Annotated in this window: 18 protein-coding genes; 12 read left to right on the top strand and 6 right to left on the bottom strand. The window is 61.4% G+C overall.

Going from position 1 to position 21675, the window contains the following annotated elements:
* Positions 1–7: 7 nt before the first annotated feature.
* The 3 genes from FPT15_RS21475 to FPT15_RS21465 all read right to left on the bottom strand — a co-directional run bounded on the left by FPT15_RS21475 (position 8) and on the right by FPT15_RS21465 (position 1414).
* Positions 8–337 carry a DUF6388 family protein gene (locus tag FPT15_RS21475; RefSeq protein WP_106577839.1) on the bottom strand — a complete coding sequence of 110 codons (330 nt, stop codon included), beginning with the start codon at positions 335–337 and terminating at the stop codon, positions 8–10.
* Between the two features lie 50 nt (positions 338–387).
* Complete coding sequence (locus tag FPT15_RS21470) at positions 388–627, bottom strand: hypothetical protein (protein ID WP_145164439.1); 240 nt, start codon at positions 625–627, stop codon at positions 388–390.
* A gap of 121 nt (positions 628–748) precedes the next feature.
* Positions 749–1414: a serine hydrolase gene (locus FPT15_RS21465; protein WP_145164437.1), complete on the bottom strand. Its 666-nt coding sequence runs from the start codon at positions 1412–1414 to the stop codon at positions 749–751.
* Positions 1415–1661: 247 nt separating this feature from the next.
* On the opposite strand from FPT15_RS21465, the gene FPT15_RS21460 reads away from it, so the two are divergent.
* Positions 1662–3734 (top strand): PTS sugar transporter subunit IIC/EAL domain-containing protein, encoded by a 2073-nt coding sequence (locus tag FPT15_RS21460; RefSeq protein WP_145164435.1) that lies wholly within the window; start codon positions 1662–1664, stop codon positions 3732–3734.
* Here the strand turns inward: FPT15_RS21460 and FPT15_RS21455 are convergent.
* From FPT15_RS21455 to FPT15_RS21445, 3 genes are read right to left on the bottom strand one after another with little or no spacing between them, the layout of a single operon-like run.
* The gene (locus FPT15_RS21455) at positions 3731–4579 is read right to left on the bottom strand and encodes a metal-dependent hydrolase (RefSeq protein ID WP_145164434.1); all 849 of its coding nucleotides are present in this window, start codon (positions 4577–4579) and stop codon (positions 3731–3733) included. The genes FPT15_RS21460 and FPT15_RS21455 overlap by 4 nt on opposite strands.
* Positions 4580–4594: 15 nt before the next feature.
* The gene (locus FPT15_RS21450; RefSeq protein ID WP_145164432.1) at positions 4595–5485 is read right to left on the bottom strand and encodes an SDR family oxidoreductase; all 891 of its coding nucleotides are present in this window, start codon (positions 5483–5485) and stop codon (positions 4595–4597) included.
* Complete coding sequence (locus FPT15_RS21445; RefSeq protein WP_145164430.1) at positions 5482–7017, bottom strand: NAD(P)/FAD-dependent oxidoreductase; 1536 nt, start codon at positions 7015–7017, stop codon at positions 5482–5484. Before FPT15_RS21445 ends, FPT15_RS21450 begins: the two co-directional genes overlap by 4 nt.
* A 275-nt stretch (positions 7018–7292) precedes the next feature.
* Here FPT15_RS21445 and FPT15_RS21440 point away from each other — a divergent pair, with 275 nt between their 5' ends.
* The 11 genes from FPT15_RS21440 to FPT15_RS21390 all read left to right on the top strand — a co-directional run bounded on the left by FPT15_RS21440 (position 7293) and on the right by FPT15_RS21390 (position 21491).
* The gene (locus FPT15_RS21440; protein WP_145164428.1) at positions 7293–8291 is read left to right on the top strand and encodes an alpha/beta fold hydrolase; all 999 of its coding nucleotides are present in this window, start codon (positions 7293–7295) and stop codon (positions 8289–8291) included.
* 258 nt (positions 8292–8549) lie between these two features.
* A complete protein-coding gene (locus FPT15_RS21435; RefSeq protein ID WP_145164426.1) occupies positions 8550–9830 on the top strand; it encodes an alkane 1-monooxygenase in 1281 nt (426 codons plus the stop codon).
* Positions 9831–9964: 134 nt separating this feature from the next.
* Positions 9965–10459, top strand: coding sequence for an alkane oxidation protein activator PraA (gene praA, locus FPT15_RS21430; protein WP_145164424.1), 495 nt, complete (start codon positions 9965–9967; stop codon positions 10457–10459).
* 134 nt (positions 10460–10593) lie between these two features.
* On the top strand, positions 10594–11079 hold the full coding sequence (gene praB, locus FPT15_RS21425; protein ID WP_145164422.1) for an alkane oxidation protein activator PraB: 486 nt from the start codon (positions 10594–10596) through the stop codon (positions 11077–11079).
* A gap of 125 nt (positions 11080–11204) precedes the next feature.
* Positions 11205–11699: a hypothetical protein gene (locus FPT15_RS21420; RefSeq protein WP_145164420.1), complete on the top strand. Its 495-nt coding sequence runs from the start codon at positions 11205–11207 to the stop codon at positions 11697–11699.
* A gap of 115 nt (positions 11700–11814) precedes the next feature.
* Positions 11815–13269, top strand: coding sequence for an outer membrane protein transport protein (locus tag FPT15_RS21415; RefSeq protein ID WP_145164418.1), 1455 nt, complete (start codon positions 11815–11817; stop codon positions 13267–13269).
* A gap of 280 nt (positions 13270–13549) precedes the next feature.
* Positions 13550–16075: an acyl-CoA dehydrogenase gene (locus FPT15_RS21410; RefSeq protein WP_145164416.1), complete on the top strand. Its 2526-nt coding sequence runs from the start codon at positions 13550–13552 to the stop codon at positions 16073–16075.
* 149 nt (positions 16076–16224) lie between these two features.
* A complete protein-coding gene (locus FPT15_RS21405) occupies positions 16225–17568 on the top strand; it encodes a 3-oxoacyl-ACP reductase (protein ID WP_145164414.1) in 1344 nt (447 codons plus the stop codon).
* 3 nt (positions 17569–17571) lie between these two features.
* Positions 17572–18462: a MaoC/PaaZ C-terminal domain-containing protein gene (locus FPT15_RS21400; RefSeq protein ID WP_145164412.1), complete on the top strand. Its 891-nt coding sequence runs from the start codon at positions 17572–17574 to the stop codon at positions 18460–18462.
* Entirely contained in the window at positions 18459–19757 is a 1299-nt protein-coding gene (locus FPT15_RS21395; RefSeq protein ID WP_145164410.1) for an acetyl-CoA C-acetyltransferase, read from the top strand. The genes FPT15_RS21400 and FPT15_RS21395 overlap by 4 nt, the downstream gene beginning before the upstream one ends.
* A gap of 30 nt (positions 19758–19787) precedes the next feature.
* Positions 19788–21491, top strand: coding sequence for an AMP-binding protein (locus FPT15_RS21390; RefSeq protein ID WP_145164408.1), 1704 nt, complete (start codon positions 19788–19790; stop codon positions 21489–21491).
* Positions 21492–21675: the final 184 nt, after the last annotated feature.

Here is a 21675-nt window from a genome sequence, read left to right as displayed (position 1 = left end):
CCAAGGCTCAATGGGCCAGGCCATGCAGTTGGCAGTAGTCGGCCCAGCTCAACCCGGCCATTTGTGCGACTTCCTTGTGCACTTCAAGACGCTGGGCTTCGAAGGCCTCGGGTGAATCGGCCGTCAACTTGAGTGTCAGCTCCCAGGCAAACAGGTTCTGTCGTTCAGCTTCAGCTTCGAAGGCTTCATGCAGGCGTTCGGCGCGATACTGCTCCAGGGTTTCGCGCTTGGCCTGAGCAGCCAGCGGGTTCAGGGTGTCCAGCTGCGTGGCCACCTCCGGATGTTCGGTCAAGAATCTGTCCAGGGCGCGCTGGTGGTTATCGCCGGGTTGGGACAAGGTAAAACTCCTGGGGCTCGGGCGCCGGTAGCGGGCCTGTGGTGAGGTGTTCAGCGTCGCAGGTATTTGCGTAAGCGGCGGCTTATGCGATTTCGTATCGGCTCAAGCAAGAAAAATAACAGGTAGGCACCCAGCATCACTGCCAGGTCCAAGTCCAGCCAGGTTTCTTCGACGGGCCCGGTGAGGTGTTCGATGGCATTTCTGGCCATGAACAGCAAGGTGACGCCCACGACCCACAGCAGGGCGTTGAACATCAGTGGACGCAGGTTGTGGGACAGCTTGTATTGCATCTTGAACAGTTCTCCTTGATGTCGGGCTCCTTTTCCTACGGGAGCCAAAACACGCCGATAGTACATTTTGAGGGGGGCTCATGACTTGGCGCAGATCATGTTGCCCGATGATGGATGGTGCTCAGGTGCTCGGGTTTTCGAGCAGGTAGCGTGCCAGGGCCGCATAGGCCGGCAAGGTGACACCGTCGTTCGCGGCATTGGCCGCAACCGGATGGGAGGCAAAGCGCACAATCACCATCTCGGCCGCGGGGTCGATGTAGATACTCTGGCCGTGGACGCCGCGGGCCATATAGGCGCCATCGGGGTTGTGAGTGACCCACCACATGGCACGATAACTCCATCCCTTGAGTTGACTATAGCCTGCCTTGGCAAAAGCCTCTTTATCGCCGCCCTGGCGAATATCCTTGACCACGCTTTCAGGCACGATCTGCTGGCCATTGAAGCGGCCGCCATTGCGCAGCATTTCACCGAAACGGGCCATGTCCCGCAGCCCGGCGTTCAAGCCGCCACCGGCAAACGGTGTGCCGATGGAGTCCACGCTGAAATAGGCGCCCTGTTCACTGCCCAGCCGGCTCCAGTTCGCCACGCTCCAGCGCATGGCGGGGAAGCGAAAATAGCTGCCATCGTCAAAACGCACGGTGCGGTCCGGCGGCGGCGGGGCGCCGACCATCCATTTGAGGCGAGCAGGACCGCTGGCCTGGGCGTCAGGAAAATCTGTAACGCTGGCGTAGACGGCGGCGCTTGAAAAACCCGGTAATACAAAGGTCAGCGGCAGGATTGGTAGCATCGGCAGGCACCTTGATGGCGTATAAAGCACGGGGAGCAAGGCCTGGGCTGGAGTCCGTTCGAGAATTAAGCTGCAAAGGATGGGCTAACTCACCCTGACCAACAAGGATCAGGGGTTTAAATTAATTCTGAATAATTGCGCGTGTCACGGCAAAAGCCTTTCGCTCCCGGTCTCTGGCCGTGTAGCGTTGCAGGGGATTTCGAGGCTGCCGACCACGGGCAGAGGGCGATGGGCAGGGGGACGGGTCATGGCGCAAACGCTGTTCAAACTTTTCCTCACCCAGCGCCTTGCGGCCTTGGCCAGCACGGAATCGTTACGGGCCATCCGTGAAGGCCTGTTGTGGATTTTGCCGTGTTTGCTGGTGTCGGCCGGTTTCCTGATTCTTTCCGAGTGCGCCAAGGCGCTGGGGTTTGATCCGCAGGTGGTGGCCTTTTTGTCTGGGCTGCATAACCAGATCAGCTCGGTGATCCCGCTGTTGGTGGCAGCCTCCATTGGTTACATGCTGGCGATCCAGTATCGCCTGCCGCAATTGCCGGTAGCGTTCCTGTGCCTGGCGCATGTGGTGGTCGCCACGTTCGTCTTGCGCGATTACCCGCGGGCGTCGGCGACGTTTGTACTGTTTATCGCCATCGCCTCGCCGTTGCTGAATGTACCGGCGGTGGCCTGGCTGCATCGCTTTCGCTGGACGCGTCTGGTCAACGAAGACCTGGTGGGCCATAACCTGCGGGGCACCATCAACATGGTGGTGCCGGGGACTATCACTGCGCTGTCGCTGGTGGCGATGTTGTCGTTGCTGTTGCAGATACCTTCCGTGGCGCAGCTGCAAGGGCCGCAGGTGCTCGATGCGCTGCAATCGCCCTACGGCAGCGGTTTGTTTGTGACCCTGATGAATTCTCTGCTGTGGTTTTTTGGCATTCACGGCGCGTATGCCCTGCAGCCGCTGTTCGATGTGCTGGACCAGGCGGTGCTGCTCAATGGCGCCGCGCTGGCGGCGGGTGAGCCGATCAAATACGCGCTCAACAGCGGCCTGCTGGGGTGTTTCGCGTTTATCGGTGGGTCGGGCGGTGCACTGTGCCTGTTGCTGGCGATCCTGCTGTTTTCCAGGAGCCAGTCCATGCGTCTGCTGGCTATGGCCAGTCTGCCGTTGTCGTTATTCAATGTCAGCGAGGTGCTGCTGTTCGGCTTGCCGATCATTCTCAATCCGCGCTTGTTCATTCCGTTTTTACTGGTGCCGGCGTTCAATGCCATGCTGGCGCTGACGGCGGTACACCTGGGCTGGGTGTCACCGGCGGTGGCCAGCGTGCCGTTTACTGCACCGGTGCTGCTCAACGCCTACCTCAGTACCCACGGCGACCTGGCGGCCGTGGTGCTGCAAGTGGCGCTACTGGGCATCGGCACGCTGGTGTATGCGCCTTATGTGCGCGCCATTCATCGCCAGTCCAGTGGCGGCAGCACCGTGTACCTCAAGTCGCTGGACATGACCTTTCGCGGCCTGGAGGAGAAGGGCCGGCTGCTGGAACTGGACCCGGTGCTGGCATCCCACAAGGTGCTGGCGCGCCAGGCCGTCGAGCTGAGCCGTATCCAGCAGATCAGCGACTATGAGTTCTACCTCGAATTCCAGCCTCAGGTCTCGACGCGCACCGGGTTGTGCACCGGCTGCGAAGCACTGATGCGCGCCCGCGACAGCCAGGGCACAGTGCACTCACCATGGGAGTTTCTGCAGTGGCTGGCGCAGGCGCGGTTGATGCCGGACGTGGATGTCTGGGTGGCCTCCCAGGCCGTGCGCCAGTACCAGCATTGGAAGAAAATCGGCTTTGCCCTGCCGATGACCATCAATATCTCCAGTACCACCCTGACGAATGCGGCCTATGGCGAGCGCCTGGTGGGCATTCTTGCCCAGGCCCATGGGCAAGTGTCGGTGGAGATCACCGAAGATGCGTTGGTGCGCGATGTCCCGGCCACACGCCAGACGATCCAGAAATTGCAGGCGATTGGCGCCAAGGTCTATATCGACGACTTCGGCACCGGGTTTTCCGCGTTGAGCTATCTGCACCAGTTTCCGGTGGACTTCATCAAAATCGACCGCAGCTTTGTGGTGGCTCAGCACGACCCCCAAGGCGCCCGTGTGCTGACCGGCATGCTGCGTTTTTGCGAGGCGCTGAACCTGGGGGTGGTGGTCGAAGGCGTAGAGACCGCCGAGCAATTGGCCTTCCTCAATACCGGCACTGAGCTGTTTGTTCAGGGCTGGTATTTCAGCAAGGCGCTGCCCGGCGATCAGCTGGAGCGCTTTGTGCGCGAGCGTGCGGCCACTCGGGATTAAGCTGGCGTGGCGGCGAATTCACGCTGCGTCTGCTCGATTTCTTCGACCAGCTTGTCGATTTGCGCCAGCCGCGCGCGGTTGTCGTGGTCCCAGGGGTGAAAACTCGGTTTGAAGTAGTGCAGCCATGGCCGCAGCATGCGCGGGAACACGCCCTTGGGCCCGTAGAGAAACTTGAGCATGCGCCAGAAGCCCTTCACGTGCCCACCCGCTTTGCGGTCGGCAATCAGCAGGCGCAGGTGGAAATCCATCACCACCAGCCAGAACAACACCGTGGTGGTCAGCATGGTGCCGGTGCGCAGCAGGTAGCGCCCGGGCCCGGGCTTGATCACGGTGTTCCACACATCGAACGCCACGGCCTTGTGTTCGGTTTCTTCGAGGGCGTGCCAGTACCACATTTGCTGGTAGCCCTTGAGTGACTCGCCAAAGCGCGTGGGGTCGCTCAGCAGGATTTCCGCGAGCATTGCCGTGTAGTGCTCGAGGGCGATGGTCACCGCCAGGTTGAACGACGGTGGCAGGTATTTCTTTTGCAGGTCGAGGATGAATTTGAGGCGCCGGTCCAGGGTGTGCGCCGGTAGGCCGGCAGCTTGCATCAGGTCGTTATAGGCCACGTGCTCGCGGCTGTGCATGGCTTCCTGGCCGATGAACCCCTGGATTTCCTTTTTCAACTCCGGATCGTCGATGCGCTGGCGGTAGTGGCGCACGCTGTCCATGAAAAACAGTTCGCCCTGGGGAAACAACAGCGACAGTGCGTTGAAGAAGTGCGTGATGAACGGGCCTTGTTCGTGCCAGTTCTTGATGCGCTCGGCAGGCAACGCAAAACGGATATCGCGACGGATGGGCAGCATCGTGGGTACTCCTGTTCAGAGACGAGGTTCGTCGTTGGTTTCAAACACCTGCGTGCGCTGTTTGGGCGCCATGCGCTTGCTGGCAAACACCACCAGAGCTTGATAAGCGGCGGGCAGGCAACGGGCGAGGAGGTCGAGGAAATACGCGTCGCGGCCGATCAGCACGCGGCGTTTGTTGTGGCGCACGCCCTGCAGGATGACCTTGGCGGCCTGGTCGGCGTCGGTGATGAAGAGCTTTTCGAAGTCGGCGCGGGCCTGTTGCTCGTTGTGGATCAGAAAACCGGTCATGTTCGCGTCGATGCGGCTGCTGCGGCAGATATCCGTACGGATTCCCCCGGGGTGTACACAGGTGGCGGACACCCCGCAGCGTTGCAGATCGAGTTCCTGGCGCAGCGATTCGGTAAAGCCGCGCACCGCAAACTTGCTTGCGTTGTAGCCGCTCATGCCGGGCTGGGCAAACAGGCCGAACACGCTGGAGGTGTTGACCACGTGTCCGTCGCCGCTGGCCTTGAGGTGCGGCAAAAATGCCTTGGTGCCGTGCACCACGCCCCAGAAGTTGATGCCGATGATCCACTCCAGGTCTGCGTAGTCCACGCCTTCGACGGTGCTCGACAGCGCCACGCCGGCATTGTTGAAAATCAGGTTGACCTGGCCGTGGTCGGCCACGCAGCGGGCGGCCCAGTCGTGCATGGCCTGGCGATCGGACACATCCAGCACGTGGGTGGTGATCGTCACCGGGGACAGCGTCGAGGTCTTGATCAGCGCCAAGGTCTGTTCCAAGCCCTGGCTGTTCTTGTCCGCGAGCGCCAGGTGGCAGCCTTCGCGTGCCAGCGCCAGGGCCAATGCGCGACCCATGCCGGACGCCGCGCCAGTGATTGCCGCCACGCGGCCGTTGAATGACTTCATGACAGGCTGCCTTCTGCGGTGGAGTGGGGCGCCGAAACCGGGCGGGGTGTCGAGGCGGGCAACGGCTCGGCGACGTAGTCCTTGAGCGCGAAGTGCCGCGTGTCACGTTTGAACCGCCAGGTTGAACCGGGCCACAACGTGGTGTTTTTGCCGGTGCGCGGGTCGAGGTACCAGCTCTGGCAGCCGCCGGTGTTCCAGATGGTGCGCTTGAGCCGGGCTTGCAGCTGCTGGTTATAGGCCAGCTCCACGGTGGGTTTGACCTCGACCGTGGCGATGCGCTGGCGCTGCATTTGCGTAATGGCATCCAGGATGTAGGTGACCTGGGCCTCGATCATCAGAATCATCGAGTTATGCCCAAGGCCGGTGTTCGGCCCAACGATCAAAAACAGGTTTGGATAACCCGGCACGGTGGTGCCCTTGTACGCGTGGGCGCCGTCGTGCCAGGCGTCCATCAGGTCGATGCCATCGCGACCGATGATGCAATCGCGGGGCAGCGGGTCGGTGGCCTGGAAACCGGTGCCGAAGATCAGGCAATCGGCCGGGTGCTTGATGCCATCGGCCGTGATCACGCCGTCCGCTTCGATGCGCAGCACCGTGTCGCTGACCACCTCGACATTGCTGCGCGACAGCGCCGGGTAGTAGTCATTGGAGATCAGCACGCGCTTACAGCCGATGGTGTAGTCCGGGGTGAGGGTCTTGCGCAGGGAAGGGCGCGCCACTTGTTTGCGCAAGTGGCGCAGGGCGATTTTCTGCACCATTTTCATCAACCGCGGGTGCAGGGCAAACCCCACCACGCGGCCTTCCAGCGCCCAGTAGAAGGCGCCGCGTACCAGGCGTTGGGTGAAGGGCAGGTGCTTGAAGGCCCAGCGCTCGACGCGGGAAATTTCGCGGTCGGGCTTGGGCATGATCCACGGCGGCGTGCGCTGGAACAGGTCCAGATGCGCCACCTGCGGCGCGATCTGCGGGACGAACTGGATGGCACTGGCGCCGGTGCCGATCACCGCCACGCGCTTGCCCTTCAATGAATATTCGTGGTCCCACTGCTGGGAATGGAAGCGCTTGCCCTTGAAGCTGTCCAGCCCCGCGATATCCGGCAACGCCGGGCGCGACAACCCGCCCATGCCCGACACCAGCACCCGCGCGCTGACCTGGCGGCCATCGCTGAAGCTCAGTTGCCAGCGTTGCTGCTGTTCATCGAACACCGCACGTTCAAGGCCCATGCCGAAGCGCAGGTAGGGCGTCAGCTTGAAACGCTGCGCGCAGTGTTCAAGGTAGGCGCGGATCTCCGCCTGCGGTGCGAACTGCCGCGTCCAGTTGGGGTTGGGCGCAAACGAAAACGAGTACACATGCGACTGCACATCGCAGGCGCAGCCTGGGTAATGGTTGTCGCGCCAGGTGCCGCCGAGCGTCTCGGCCTGTTCGGCGATAAAGAAGTCGGTGATCCCGGCTTCCTTGAGTTTGATCGCCATGCACAGGCCGGCAAAACCGGAACCGATGATGGCGATGTCGATTGAATCGCTGTGGGCATTCATGGCTTGTCCCTCGTGGGCATCGATGTGCTCCTGTTTTTGTTGTGTCTTTTAGATAGAACACCATTGCAAAGAAAAATTGAATTAATTATTTTAAAAAAGATTTTAAATAATCTACCTGAAAATTTCGCCTACGCTAGGACCTTGTTCCGCATGTGCGACTTGTCCGACGGACGAGCACGGTATGCATGAAGTTTAGGTCCAGGGTGTGGACGATGGCTGAGGCCTTGATCAATACCGGTCAGGTCGCCAGCGGCAGGGAAGCAGAGGACCGAGCTATGGCTGTTGAATGGGTTGTCGCTGCGGGCGTGTTAGGAGTGGCGAGTGCGCTGTTGTGGGGCTTCAGTGCCTGGATGACGCGGCGTATAGAAGCCACTGTTCCGATCAACGGGCGCTTCGTCGAGGTCGATGGCGAGCGCTTTCATTATGTCGAGGAAGGCGCAGGCCCGCCGCTGGTGATGATTCACGGGCTGATGGGCAGCAGTCGCAACCTGACCTATGCCTTGTCCGCCCAGCTGCGTGAGCGTTTTCGCGTGATCACGCTGGACCGTCCGGGTTCGGGCTATTCCACCCGGCAAACGGGTACTGCGGCAGACCTGCCGGCCCAGGCTCGGCAAATCGCGGCCTTCATCAAAACCCTGGACCTGGATAAACCGCTGGTGCTGGGGCATTCCCTCGGCGGGGCGATTTCGCTGGCGCTGGCGCTTGACCATCCCCACGCGGTGTCCGGGCTGATCCTGGTGGCGCCGCTGACGCATCCCCAGCGTATGTTGCCGCCGGTGTTCCTGTCCCTGGCGGTGCGCCCGGCCTGGTTGCGACGGTGGATGTCACACACACTGACCGTGCCCGTCGGCCTGCTGACCAGAGGCGCGGTGGTGAAGGGCGTGTTCGCCCCCGATGCCGCGCCGTCAGACTTCGCCACGCGTGGCGGCGGGCTGCTGGGTATGCGTCCGGACAACTTCTACGCCGCCTCCACCGAGATCAATACGGTTAACGACCATTTGCCCGACATGGTCAAGCGCTACCCGCAACTGACCCTGCCAATCGGCCTGATCTATGGCGCGCGCGACAACGTGCTGGACTTTCACAAGCACGGCCAGGCCCTGGCAAGCAAAGTGCCCGGGCTGAAGATGCAGGTGGTGGAGGGGCGTGGCCATATGCTGCCAATTACCGCCACAGAGCGCGTGGCTGCGCTGGTGGAGCAGGTGGCCAAGCGCGTTCGCCCGCCGCAAAGCGCTGCTGTGCTGCACCCCCCATTTGCCTTGGCGAGCAAATAATGGTGTCACCCGACTCGCGGCACAACGGCGTCGATGCCTGCTTTAGACACCTGACCAAACGGCTGAAAAAGAGACTGGCCGGTCACGTCAAAAAGCCTTCGAGAAACTAGTTGACGACCTAACGATTCCGCGCTATTTATTTAAAAAAATTATTTCAATGTCTAATTTGAAACAATTTTTGAAGTGCCTAAGAGCGAATAAAATAATGAAAAAAACGCCTTTTATCGCATCTCCAAGCTGTCTCGTCCGGAGGCTGCCATGAACCAGACTCTGGTCACTTCCACCGTCTGGACCGACGGCAAACGTCATTTGTGGTGGCTGGGCATCATGCCCCTGGCGACCCCATTGCTCTCCGGCGCCCTGGCCATCACCACAGGCGTACAGCAATTGTGGTGGGTCGGCGTGCTGGTGATCTTCGGCTTGATCCCACTGATCGACGGCCTGCTCGGCGAAGACGTCAGCAACCCGCCAGAATCCGCCGTCAGCAACCTTGAATCGCAAAGCTACTACCGCTGGATCGTCTACACCGGCGTGCTGTTCGTGATCACCTCAGTGGTAGTGACCGGCTGGCTGGCCGCCGGTGGCATCGACTGGATCATCAACGGCGGCCTGCTCAATGCCACTGCAAGCCTTGATCCGTCGAGCTGGCTGGCGAAGACCGCAGCGTTTATTACCGCGCGCACCGAGTTGCACGGTGAGATCACCTGGTTCACCTACCTGGGCATGGCGCTGTCCACCGGCGCCGCCACCGGCATTGCAATCAACACCGCGCATGAGCTGGGGCACAAGCCCAAGCCGCTGGAAGTGTTCCTGGCCAAGGTCACCCTGGCGCCGACCTTCTACGGGCACTTCTACACCGAACACAACCGTGGCCATCACGTACGCGTGGCCACACCGGAAGACCCGGCCAGCTCACGTCTGGGTGAGAGTTTCTGGGCGTTCCTGCCGCGCTCGGTGTGGTTCAGCGCGGTGTCGGCCTGGAACCTGGAACGCGAACGTCTGCGCAAACTCGGCCTGCCGGCACTGCACTGGAAGAACGCCGTACTCGGCGCGTGGATGTACAGCGTGGTGTTGTGGGGCGCGATGATTGCCTGGCTCGGCGCGGCCGTGATTCCCTTCCTGATCATTCAGGGCATCTACGGGTTCTCGTTGCTGGAAGTGGTGAACTACGTCGAACACTACGGGCTTAAACGCCAGAAGTTGCCCAACGGTCGCTATGAACGTTGCTCGCCGCGGCACTCGTGGAACAGTAACCGTATTGTCACCAATATCTTTTTGTTTCAACTGCAACGGCATTCCGATCACCATGCCAACCCCACCCGTAGTTATCAGTCATTGCGCCACTTTGATGAGTCGCCGCAACTTCCTTATGGTTACGCGAGCATGATTGTCTGGGCCTATGTGCCGTACTTGTGGCGACGTCGCATGGACCATCGCGTGTTGAATCATTACGCCGGCGATATCACCTTGACCAATCTTCAACCGTCACAACGTTTGAAGTACCTGGAGAAGTACAGCAACAGCGCCAAGCCGTTTTGAGGTGAAGTAAAACAGCCGTGGGTGAACTCGGGATCTGTGTATCGCGCAGGTTTTTATCGCCCAAGGTTTATCAGTTTGATGGCAAGAAAGTTGTTTGACCCTACAACAATAACTTCAAGGGAAGGACGTACATAATGCACAGCCCTGCCACGTTCACCGCACATATCATACTGGCCGCACTGGGCCTGATTGTTTACCACCAGGCCCAGGCCGCACGCATCGAGCCGGCCGGCAGCGCCTTTACTGCCCAGGGCCCGATCAGCTTTTCCAAGGGTGCGCTGATCAGCGCCGATTGCACCATCAAGGTGGCCGGCAAGGTCGCGGCCGATGGTTCATCGGTGAATGTCGATAAAGTTGAATTCGACGGCGGGCTTAAATGCAGCCGCGTCGAGGCAATCAACTTGCCCTGGGTGTTAGTTGCCAAAGACACCAAAAGCGGCTCCATGTCGAAGATCAGCGTCGATGTTCACGCCTTCGGCCTGGGCGGCAAGTGCGGGCCTTCTACGGCCGATGGCACGTGGGACAACGCCACCCGAAAGTTGGAAGCCACCAATGTTCCGATTGGCGAAGACTGCAAGATCAAAACGGTGTCGATCACGATGCCGCCGACCTTCAAAGTGGTCGAATAAACCGATTAAAAAGATGCAGCGGTAATTGAATTGAGATTTGGCTGGAAAGGGAAGTTCTGCAGTTTCACCGTGACCTCTCGATCATGGCCATTACCCCTGGCGAAATGACTCGCCATAACATGTGAGGAAAAACAATGAAAAGCTTGAAAACCCTCGTTTGTGCAACTTCTTTTGCTCTGTGCTTTGGCGCCGCTTCGATGGCCAGTGCGGCGTCCATCACCCCGGATGGTCCGTTCACGACCAACCCCGGCACCATCGTTGTGAAGTCGCCCTCGTCGTTCGGTGCGGCCGTAACCTGCGGCATCACCTTTACCGGCAACGTCAGCGGTGGCGTGGCGTCCATCAACGGTGCTTCGCTGACCGGCGGCGGTCTCTGCGCCTTGCCGACGCTGACCAACCTGCCTTGGGTGCTGACCGCGGCAACCGGCACCACCGGTACCGTGACCAACGTTGGCTACAAGATCACCTCGCTGCCTTCCACCAACTGCGGTCCTACCCCTATCGCTGTGGCGTGGACTGCGGCCAGCAAAACCCTGTCGGCCAGCAATCAATCGCTGAGTGGCAACTGCACCGTGGTGTCCCTGAGTGTTGTGGCGCCAACGCTGACGGTTAACCCGTAAGCGCGCACCTGCGTAAAGGGCTGATCACCCGTTGAAAGGCCGGTGCCTCGCGTGAGGCGCCGGCTGCGGGAAAACCACCGGCGGAGCCGGTTGGGTACGGTACTTATTGTCTGGGGAACATGACAATGCAAAGCCTTAAGAAAACGGCCCTCCTGGGTTCGATGTTATTCACCCTGGGCGCTGTCTCGTCCACTGCAGGCGCAGCCACCTTTGCCCCGGCGGGTGCTGCATTTACCGCCTCGGGCTCAATCGCCACCGCGGTAAAGCTGCTGGTGTTTACCCCGGTTCCATGCACGATGACACTCAGTGGCCAAGTCGCGGCGGACGGCTCAAGCGCATCGATCACCGGTGCCACGTTCACCGGTAATGCGCTGTGTGGTATTTCCGGCCCGTTGAACTTGCCGTGGACACTGGTGCCGACCAATGCCACCACCGCAACGCTTTCTGGCTTTACCGAAAAGTTTCCGTATGACAGCTGCCTGACGCCAAGTGTGCTGACCACACAATGGAGTGCCGCCGACGGCACGTTCAGCATTGCCGGCCCACACACGGTGAACGCCACCTGCAGGGTCACGGCCTTCAACTTCAAACCTTCACCTGCCCTCACGATTAATCCTTGAAAACATCAACGCTTTAGCGCGTGGGCGCGCACAACGTGAACACGATCCCTGATCGAACGAACAGAAAGACGAGACGGCTGGGCCGGCTCAGAGTGATAACAATAAGGAGTGCCTCATGAATAATAAAAAACAACAGGTGCAGGCTTTACTGGGGTTGGCGTTGATGGGCGGGCTGATGGTAGCCGTGCCTGTGCAAGCCGGCGGTTTTTCCACGCCGACGTATGGCGCACCGGGCTGGGGGCGAGCGTTCGGCGGGGGTTCCTTGTTCAAGAACGACCCGAGTTCGGCGTTCAACAACCCGGCGGCAATGGCTTTTGTTGACCATAACGTTGCGCAAATGACCGTCGATTACGCGCGGATCAAGATCAAGTACAAAGGCCAGGCCAATGACTACCAGGGCAACCCGGTATCCAATACACCGTTTAACCCCGATGGTACTTTCGACCCCGCGCAGGCCGTGTTGAATAACAATGACGGCGGCCAGGGCGGGTTCACTGCATGGCTCCCCACCGGGTTTATGGTGATGCCGCTGGGTGATCGGTTTTCATTCGGTCTGGCCCAAGTCGTGCCGCAGGGCATGCGCACCACCTGGGATGAAGGCTCAAAGTTTCGTGACTTTGCAGTGGACACCAAGATTGAGACCGTAGGGTTGACCGGGTCCTTGTCGTTCAAGGTGCGCGATGACCTTTCCATTGGTGCCGGGATGATCGTTCAGCACAGTAAAGGCTTCGTCAGCCAGAATATCGATTTGCTCGCCGCCGCTGCCAACTCCAAGTCTGAATTGGGCGGCATTCCGTTCCCGGCTGGCCTGGGTACGTCGCTGATTCGGGTCAAAGTCGATAATACGTCGGTGGGTTGGTTCACGGGGGTGGTCTGGAAACCCACCGAGCAAGACAGCCTCGGCCTCAATTACCACGCCAAAATCAAGAACAAGATGGAGGGCAAGTACAATATTCGCGCCGACGCCTTCTCCTATCAGCTGATGACGGCCCCGAGCCCGTTCGGCGGTACCGGGACTATCCCGGAAGTGGCCTATCCGGGGCTGAAATTGATGCCCGACGGCGCCAATGCCAGTACTCAACTGGACATCCCGGCAACGGCGGGCCTGGACTGGGTGCACCAGTTCAATGACCGCCTGACCATGGGTGTGAGTGCGGTGTGGACCCAATGGTCATCCTTCAAGGACCTGACCCTCAAGTCCGACGGCAACACGATCGTTTCCATCCCCTACAACTACCGCGACTCCTGGATGTACTCCATTGGTGGCGATTTCAAAGCGACCGATGAGCTGACATTGCGTGCCGGTGTGGCGTCCGACCAGACGCCGACCCGCAACTCTACACGCGACCCGCGGATTCCGGACGGTGACCGGTACTTCCTGTCGCTGGGCGCAGGTTACGACGTCAAGGCGATTCCAGGCTTGACGCTGGATCTGGCGTATTCCCATCAGTTCGTGCAGGAGGTCAATCTCAAGACCAAGAACGTGGACCGATTGGGCGCCGCGAGCCTGGACGGTAAGGCCGAATCGTCCGGTGACGTAGTGGCTGTTTCGGCAACCTATGCCTTTTAAGTCCGTCACGCAGCACTGAGGATAAGGGCGGCAAGCGCATCTTGGCGCCCTTGTTCAAAGGCTCTAGAGCGGGGGTTCGCCCTCGCGACGTGTGCAGCACCGCATTTTCTGATTCAACAGGCTGACGTGCTCAGCCTGGTTTTTTTTGCCAAGGCATTAAATAAAAATTTCAAAACAAAATTTGAATTTGTCTTTTTAAGTTTGTAGTGTGGCTTTACGCCGTCGCTCATTTCGAGCGGCCTGCTTATCGCCCATGCCCTGATTAGGTAGAGGTATCCCCATGGTTATCTGGTTATTAGTGGGTGTCGCAGCAGCGATTGCCCTGGCGTATCGACAAGCCGCCGCTGCGCTGTGGCTGGGCGTTGGCTTGATCTGGCTGGCGTTTGGTTACCTGTTCAACGTGGTCGCTGGTGTGGGCACCAGCGTTGCGGCGCTGCTGGTGGTGGTGCCCGCGTTGCTGCTGACGATCAAACCCTTGCGTCGCACGCTGTTGACCAGCAAGGCCTTGAGTCTGTTTCGTACGATCATGCCGGCCATGTCCGAAACCGAACGCGCCGCCATCGAATCCGGCACCGTGTGGTGGGACGCCGAGCTGTTCAGCGGCAAACCCAACTGGGATCGCCTGCTCAAGGCTGCGCCGGCCAGCCTCAGCGCCGAAGAACAAGCCTTCCTCGACAACGAGGTCGAAACCCTCTGCGACATCGCCAACGACTGGGAAACCACCCAGATCTGGCAGGACATGTCCCCCGAAGGCTGGCAGTACACCAAGGACGCCGGGTTCCTGGGCATGATTATTCCCAAGCAATATGGCGGCAAAGGCTTCTCCCACTACGCGCATTCCCAGGTGGTGATGAAGCTGTCGACACGCTGCTCGGCGGCGGCGATTTCGGTGATGGTCCCCAATTCCCTGGGCCCGGCTGAATTGCTGCTGCATTACGGCACCGATGCCCAACGCAATTACTACTTGCCGCGCCTGGCGCGGGGCGAAGACATCCCGTGCTTTGCCCTGACCAGCCCGTATGCGGGCTCTGATGCCGGCGCAATTCCGGACGTGGGCGTCGTCTGCAAAGGCCTGCACGAGGGCGAGCAAGTGCTGGGTTTCAAAGTGACCTGGGACAAGCGCTACATCACCCTTGGCCCCATCGCGACGGTGCTGGGCCTGGCGTTTCGCGCCGAAGACCCGGAGGGTTTGCTGGGCAAGGCGGGCTCGCTGGGCATCACCTGCGCGTTGATCCCAACGTCTCACCCAGGCGTCAACAGCGGTCGTCGTCACTGGCCTCTGAACGCGGTATTCCAGAACGGTCCCACCACCGGCAAGGATGTGTTCATTCCCCTGGAATGGGTGATCGGCGGCCGCGAACAGGTCGGTAACGGCTGGCGCATGCTGATGGAATGCCTGGCAGCCGGGCGGGCGATTTCCCTGCCCTCGGCCAACGTCGGCCTGGGCAAAGTCGCGGTACGCGGCACCAGCGCCTACGCGGCGATGCGCAAGCAGTTCGGCCTGCCCATCGGCAAGTTCGAAGGCGTGCAGGCGCCGCTGGCGCGCATGGCCGGGCATTTGTATGCCTGCGACGCGGTGCGCAAGGTCTCGGTGGCGTCGCTGGATGCCGGCGAAAAACCTTCGGTGATCTCGGCCATTGCCAAGTACCACGTCACCGAGCGCGCGCGGATCATCGTCAACGACGGCATGGACATCGTCGCCGGCAAAGGCATCTGCATGGGCCCCAACAATTTCCTGGCCCGTGCTTACCAGCAAAGCCCGATTGCGATCACCGTGGAGGGGGCGAACATCATGACCCGCTGCCTGATCATCTTTGGCCAGGGGCTGATTCGCTGCCATCCGTACGTATTCCGCGAAATGGAAGCCGCGCGTAACCCGGACCGGCGCCAGGCACTGGAAGCCTTCGACCGCGCGATGTTCGGCCATGTGAGCTTTGTTGTCGCCAATGCCGTACGCGCCGGGGTGCATGCGCTGACGGGTGGGTGGCTGCTTTCTGCACCGGCCAAGACCGAGCCTGCGCTGGCGTCCTACTACCGCCAGGCCAATCGGCTGTCGGTGGTGCTGGCGTTGATCTCGGATGTGTCCATGGGTGTGCTCGGGGGTGCACTCAAGCGCAAGGAAAGTATCACCGGGCGTCTGGGCGATATTCTGTCGCAGTTGTACATCCTGTCCTGCGTGCTCAAGCGCTTTGAGGACGACGGCCGGCCCCAGGCCGACCTGCCGCTGGTGCACTGGGCCGCCCAGGATGCGCTGTTACGTGCGCATGAAGCGCTGGCCGAAGTGCTCGATAACTACCCCTCGAACGCCGCTGCGGCAGTGGTGCGTGGCTTGAGTTTTCCGTTCGGTATTCCCCTGCGCAAACCGTCGGATCGCTTGCTGGCCCAAGTCGCCGAGGTGGTGCAGACGCCAGGTGAAACCCGCGACCGCCTGTTGGCCAATTCCTACATCCCGCGCCCGGAAATCGACAAGCTGGCCTACGGCGAATTGGGCTTGCGCCTGTTGCCGCAGGTGGAGCTGATCGACGCTCGCCTCAAGTCGGCCGTCAAGCAAGGCCTGATCGAACCGATGCCGATTTCCGCCACCGCGTTCAGCGGCTGGCGCGTCAAGGCGCGGGCGCTGGACCTGATCAGCGACGAGGAAGACACCTTGCTCGGCCGCTATGTGGAATACGCCGACCACGGCATCCAGGTCGATGATTTCCCGCAGGACTTTGGTTTGCTCGAGGCGTTGCAGCAGCGCAAACAAGCCTTGGAGCCGAGCGCCAAACGTCGCACACCCCAAAGCGAAAACGCCTCGGTCAACTAGGAGAAACACGATCAAGGTGGGAGCGGGCTTGCCTGCGATGGCAGCGCCTCGGTGCCTGTGAACGACCGAGTCGTCTGCAGCCCAGGCAAGCCCGCTCCCACCGGCATCGGGTTTATAAAGCCAGTGTGTGTTGTGAGTGAATGCTTACTATGAGTGACAGCTACCTTTCCTTCGTCAACTCCGCCTGGGGCCGGCGCCTCGCCCGGGCCATCGGCCTGCCGCAGCCGTTGCCGTTGCAGCGCCATCGCAGCGGCCAGCAGGGCCTGGTCAACCCGGTCATCGTCGCCGGGGCAGGGCGGTTATCCACGCAGGTACAACAGATTTTTGCCGCCACCGACACCGTCGCGGCTACGCCGGCGACGCTCCGGGCGCCGTCCACGGTCAAGGTGCAAGGCGCGGTGTTCGATGCCACGGCGGTGCTCGATTTGCAGCAGCTCGACGAGCTCTATGTCTTCTTCCACGCCAACGCCAAGCGCCTCAGTCAGCATGGCCGCGTGGTGGTGCTCGGCACTGCGCCCGAGCATTGCCGGGACTTGCCCCAGGCCATCGCCCAACGCGCCCTCGAAGGCCTGGTGCGCTCACTGGCCAAGGAGCTGCGCCGGGCGATCACCGTGCAATTGATCTACGTCGCGCCGGGCGCCGAAGACGCCCTGGACAGCAGCCTGCGGTTTTTTCTGTCGCGCCGTTCGGCCTATGTGTCCGGGCAGGTCGTGCGCCTGCAAAAACCGGTGGATGGCGAGGTTGCCGTCAACTGGGATAAGCCGTTTGTTGGGCGCCGCGCATTGGTCACCGGCGCGTCGCGTGGGATTGGTCTGGCCATCGCCCAAGTGCTGGCCCGCGACGGCGCCCACGTGGTGTGTGTGGACGTGCCCCAAGCCCATGCAGCGCTGCAGCAGGCCGCCGCCAGTGTCAACGGTTCGGCCTTGCCGCTGGACATCACCGCAGCCGACTCGGCCGCGTTGTTGCAGGCACATGTCGAACAGTACGGTGCTTTTGATGTGGTGGTGCACAACGCCGGGATCACCCGTGACAAGACCATTGCCAAAATGACCGAGGCGGCCTGGCGCAGTGTGCTGGCAGTCAACCTGGAAGCACCGTTGCAGTTGAGCAATGCGTTGCTGCACCACCAGGGGTTGAACCCGGGCGGGCGGATTGTGTGCGTGTCGTCGATCTCCGGCATTGCCGGCAACCTGGGGCAGAGCAATTACGCCACCTCCAAGGCCGGTGTGATTGGCTTGGTGCACGGCCTGGCACCGTTGGCGGCAGCGCAGCAGGTCACGGTCAACGCCGTTGCGCCCGGTTTTATCGAGACACAGATGACCGCCAGGATTCCACTGATGATCCGCGAGGCGGGGCGGCGCATGAACTCGATGTCCCAAGGCGGGCAACCAATTGATGTGGCCGAGACCATTGCCTGGCTGGCGCACCCGGCATCCGGCGGGGTCAACGGCCAAGTCGTACGCGTGTGCGGCCAAAGCCTGCTGGGAGCCTGAGCCATGGACTACGTGACGCAAATCATCGACCCGCCACCGTCGCGCACCCAGTTGTTGCTCGATGGCGTGCGCGCGCTGCGCAAACCCAAGCTTGAGGGTGCGCCGTTGCTGCCCAGGGAATGCCTGGTGCGTTCGGCGGCGGCGCTGTCGGCCAGCGCTATCGCCGCGTATGGCCACGCCTGTGGTTTCCGGCGCGAGCAGGGCGTGCCGCTGTCCTATCCGCACGTGCTGGCGTTCCCGTTGCACCTGATGCTGCTGACACGGCCGAGCTTTCCGTATCCGGCCAGCGGCATGGTGCACCTGGCCAATCGGATTCATCAGCACCAGCGTTTGCACGAAGGCCAGGCGTTACGCCTGGAAGTAGGTTGCGAGCGCTGGGTGGCGCACCCCAAAGGCCAGGCGCTGATTATCGCCACGCGGGCCTACGGCGCCGACGCGCTGGTGTGGCAGAGCGACAGCCTGTACCTGCGCCGTGACGTGAAAGACCCGGTCGGCGAACCGTGGGAAGACGTGCTGACGTTGCAGGAAGACGGGCTGTTGCGCAGCCAGCGCTGGGCAGTGCCGGCCGACCTGGGCCGGCGTTTTGCCAAGGTGTCGGGGGACTTCAACCCGATTCACACCTCGGTGATCGGCGCCAGGATCTTTGGCTTTCGCCGCGCCATCGCCCACGGCATGTGGACCCTGGGCCGCGCGCTCGCCGCTCAGCAACCGCCGGGCGGCCTGGAACACGCCCAGGCGCATTGCGACTTCAAACTGCCGATCTTCCTGCCCGGCCAGGTCACCCTGTGGAATCGCCCCGTGACCGGCCCGCGCCGTGAGTTCGAAGTGCGCAATGCGGCGGGCGATAAACCGCATATGCGTGGGCTTTTTGTCTGGAATGAGAACCGTCAATGAGTGACTACAGCTTCAATCCGGCCCCGACTCGCCGCGTGGCGATTATCGGCGGCAACCGTATCCCGTTTGCCCGCTCCAACAGCGTGTATGCCCACGACAGCAATCAGGACTTGCTGGTTGCCGCCCTGCAAGGCCTGGTTGACCGCTACAACCTGCACGGCCAGCGCCTGGGCGAGTTTGCTGCAGGGGCGGTGATCAAGCATTCGCGGGATTTCAACCTGGCGCGCGAGTCGCTGCTGTCGACCACATTGTCGCCCGAAACCCCTGCGTACGACGTGCAACAAGCCTGCGGCACGGGCCTTGAAGCGGCGTTGCTGGTGGCGAATAAAATCGCCCTGGGCCAGATCGACGTCGGCATTGCCGGCGGTAGCGACACCACCTCGGACGCGCCCATCGGCATCAACGAATCCCTGCGCCACACCCTGCTCGCGGCCAACCGCGCCAAGGGCGTGGGCGATAAACTCAAGGCGTTGCTGAAGGTGCGCCCCTCGATGTTGTTCAAGCCGTTGCTGCCGCGCAATGGCGAGCCACGCACCGGCCTGTCGATGGGTGAGCACTGTGAAGAAATGGCCAAGCGCTGGCAGATCAAGCGGCTGGCCCAGGATGAGTTGACCCTGACCAGCCACCAGCGCCTGGACGCCGCTTACGCCCGTGGTTTTTTCGACGATCTGATCAGCCCTTATCGCGGCCTTGCGCGCGACAACAACCTGCGGGCTGACACCAGCCTTGCGAAACTCGCCGGGCTATCCCCCGCCTACGACCGTCAGAACGGTACGCTCACGGCGGGCAACTCCACGCCGCTGACCGATGGCGCTTCGGTGGTGCTGTTGGCCAGTGAGGCCTGGGCTGCCGAACACGGCTTGCCGGTGCTGGCCTACCTGCGTACCGGCGAAACAGCGGCGGTGAATTTTGTCGATGGCACCGAAGGCCTGTTGATGGCCCCGGCCTATGCCGTTCCACGCATGCTCAAGCGTGAAGGCCTGAGCTTTGCCGACTTTGACTTCTTCGAGATCCACGAAGCGTTTGCCGCTCAGGTGCTGTGCACGCTCAAGGCCTGGGAAGACGCCGATTACTGCCGTGAGCGCCTGGGCCTGGACGCACCGCTGGGCGCCATCGACCGCAGCAAAATGAACGTCAACGGTGGTTCGCTTGGCTGTGGCCACCCGTTCGCCGCGACCGGTGGCCGGCAGTTGGCGGCACTGGCCAAAACCATCCATGACAATGGTGGCGGGCGCGGCTTGATTTCGATCTGCGCGGCGGGCGGGCTGGGTGTTACGGCCATCGTCGAAAAGTAGTGCGATAAAAACAACAACAAGGAGACTGCCATGAACGCTGTAAGCCTGGAACGTACCGAACGGATCTGGTTGAACGCTTACCTGCCCGGCGTGCCGGCGGACATCGAGGCCGGTATCGAGGAGTACCCGTCGCTGCGCGAGGTGTTCCTTGAGCACCTGGAGAAGTTTCGCGAGCGCGTCGCCTACGTCAGCATCGGCACCGAAATGACCTATGCCGACTGGCGGGTGCAAGGCATCGCGTTTGCCGCGTGGCTGCAGGGTCAGGGCGTAAAGAAGGGCGACCGCGTGGCCTTGATGATGCCCAACTGCTTGCAGTACCCGATCTGCCTGTTGGGCACCATCCTGGCCGGCGCGGTGGTGGTCAACGTCAACCCGCTGTACACCTCCCATGAGCTCAAGCATCTGCTCAAGGACAGCGGCGCCGAAACCGTGGTGATTTTCGAAAACTTCGCCCACACCCTGGAAAAGGTCGTGGCCGGCAGCAGCGTCAAGCGCGTGGTGGTGGCGGCCATTGGCGACTTGCTGGGCACCTTCAAGGGCGCGGCGATGAATTTCATCCTGCGCCGTGTGCAAAAGCAGGTGCCCGCTTTTAACCTGCCCGGCGCGGTGCGCTTCAATCGGGTGCTGAAACAGGGGCGGGCGCTGAATCACTTCCCGGTGGCCATGAACCTCGACGACCTGGCCTTTTTGCAATACACCGGCGGCACCACCGGGGACGCCAAGGGTGTGATGCTCAGCCACCGCAATATCATCGCCAACCTGTTGCAGGCCAAGGCCTGGGTCGGCGACCAGCTGGACCAGGACCAGCAGGAAACCAACGTCACCTTGCTGCCGCTGTACCACATCTTTTCGCTGACGGTGAACTGTCTGATGTTCATGTGCCTGGGCGGGCGCAACATCCTGATCGCCAACCCGCGTGATGTGAAACGCGTGCAGATGATCCTGCGCAAGGAGCGCTTCAACGGCATTGCCGGGGTCAACACGCTGTTTAATGGCTTGCTCGAAAACAAAGCGTTCTGCGCGCGCGACTTTTCCGCCCTGCGCCTGGTGATCGCCGGCGGCATGGCCACGCACACGGCGGTGGCCAAGCGTTGGAAAGAAGTCACCGGGCTGCCGATCATCGAGGGCTATGGCCTTACCGAGTGCTCGCCGGTGGTGAGCATCAGCCCGATCAATATCGCCCGCATGCGCGAGATGGAGTTCACCGGCAGCATTGGCGTGCCGCTGCCCTCGACCTGGGTGCGTTTTATCCGCGAGGACGGTGAACTGGCCGACACCGGTGAGCAAGGCGAACTGCAAGTGCGCGGGCCGCAGGTGATGCAGGGTTACTGGAAGCGCCCCAAGGAAACCGCCGAGGTGCTGGATGCCGAGGGCTGGCTGTCGACCGGTGATATCGGCGTGATGGACGAGCGCGGCTACATCCGCCTGGTGGACCGCAAGAAAGACATGATTCTGGTATCGGGCTTCAATGTGTACCCGAATGAAATCGAAGACGTGGTGGCCATGCACCCGGGCGTGGGTGAGGTGGCGGCGGTCGGCGTGGAAGATGGCGTCACCGGAGAAAGGGTGAAGATCATCGTGGTGCGCAAGGACCCGAACCTCACGCAGGAGCAGATCCTCGCCCATTGCCGCGAATACCTGACGGGGTACAAAGTGCCGCGGTATGTGGAGTTCCGCACTGCCGAGCTGCCCAAGACCACCGTCGGCAAAGTGCTGCGCCGGGCCTTGCGCTGACTTGAATGTGTCGGTGATCCAAATGTGGGAGCGGGCTTGCCCGCGAATGCAGTGTGTCGGATTGCACATGCGGCACTGACCCAACGCCATCGCGGGCAAGCCCGCTCCCACAGAGATTGGGTTTACACCGCAAGCTACGTTGGATGAACACGGTCAATGTGGGAGCGGGCTTGCCCGCGAATGC

It is taken from the genome of Pseudomonas sp. RGB (assembly GCF_007713445.1).
Lineage (GTDB): Bacteria > Pseudomonadota > Gammaproteobacteria > Pseudomonadales > Pseudomonadaceae > Aquipseudomonas.
The sequence above is the reverse complement of the archived record's forward strand: the minus strand, read 5'-3'. Positions and strand labels throughout refer to the sequence as shown.

Coding starts and splice junctions, on each gene's coding strand:
- FPT15_RS21420 (WP_145164420.1), top strand. CDS start 11,205: ATGCAAAGCCTTAAGAAAACGGCCCTCCTGGGTTCGATGTTATTCACC.
- FPT15_RS21440 (WP_145164428.1), top strand. CDS start 7,293: ATGGCTGTTGAATGGGTTGTCGCTGCGGGCGTGTTAGGAGTGGCGAGT.
- FPT15_RS21460 (WP_145164435.1), top strand. CDS start 1,662: ATGGCGCAAACGCTGTTCAAACTTTTCCTCACCCAGCGCCTTGCGGCC.
- praB (WP_145164422.1), top strand. CDS start 10,594: ATGAAAAGCTTGAAAACCCTCGTTTGTGCAACTTCTTTTGCTCTGTGC.
- FPT15_RS21410 (WP_145164416.1), top strand. CDS start 13,550: ATGGTTATCTGGTTATTAGTGGGTGTCGCAGCAGCGATTGCCCTGGCG.
- FPT15_RS21470 (WP_145164439.1), bottom strand. CDS start 627: ATGCAATACAAGCTGTCCCACAACCTGCGTCCACTGATGTTCAACGCC.
- praA (WP_145164424.1), top strand. CDS start 9,965: ATGCACAGCCCTGCCACGTTCACCGCACATATCATACTGGCCGCACTG.
- FPT15_RS21465 (WP_145164437.1), bottom strand. CDS start 1,414: ATGCTACCAATCCTGCCGCTGACCTTTGTATTACCGGGTTTTTCAAGC.
- FPT15_RS21390 (WP_145164408.1), top strand. CDS start 19,788: ATGAACGCTGTAAGCCTGGAACGTACCGAACGGATCTGGTTGAACGCT.
- FPT15_RS21445 (WP_145164430.1), bottom strand. CDS start 7,017: ATGAATGCCCACAGCGATTCAATCGACATCGCCATCATCGGTTCCGGT.
- FPT15_RS21450 (WP_145164432.1), bottom strand. CDS start 5,485: ATGAAGTCATTCAACGGCCGCGTGGCGGCAATCACTGGCGCGGCGTCC.
- FPT15_RS21405 (WP_145164414.1), top strand. CDS start 16,225: ATGAGTGACAGCTACCTTTCCTTCGTCAACTCCGCCTGGGGCCGGCGC.
- FPT15_RS21415 (WP_145164418.1), top strand. CDS start 11,815: ATGAATAATAAAAAACAACAGGTGCAGGCTTTACTGGGGTTGGCGTTG.
- FPT15_RS21400 (WP_145164412.1), top strand. CDS start 17,572: ATGGACTACGTGACGCAAATCATCGACCCGCCACCGTCGCGCACCCAG.
- FPT15_RS21435 (WP_145164426.1), top strand. CDS start 8,550: ATGAACCAGACTCTGGTCACTTCCACCGTCTGGACCGACGGCAAACGT.
- FPT15_RS21395 (WP_145164410.1), top strand. CDS start 18,459: ATGAGTGACTACAGCTTCAATCCGGCCCCGACTCGCCGCGTGGCGATT.
- FPT15_RS21455 (WP_145164434.1), bottom strand. CDS start 4,579: ATGCTGCCCATCCGTCGCGATATCCGTTTTGCGTTGCCTGCCGAGCGC.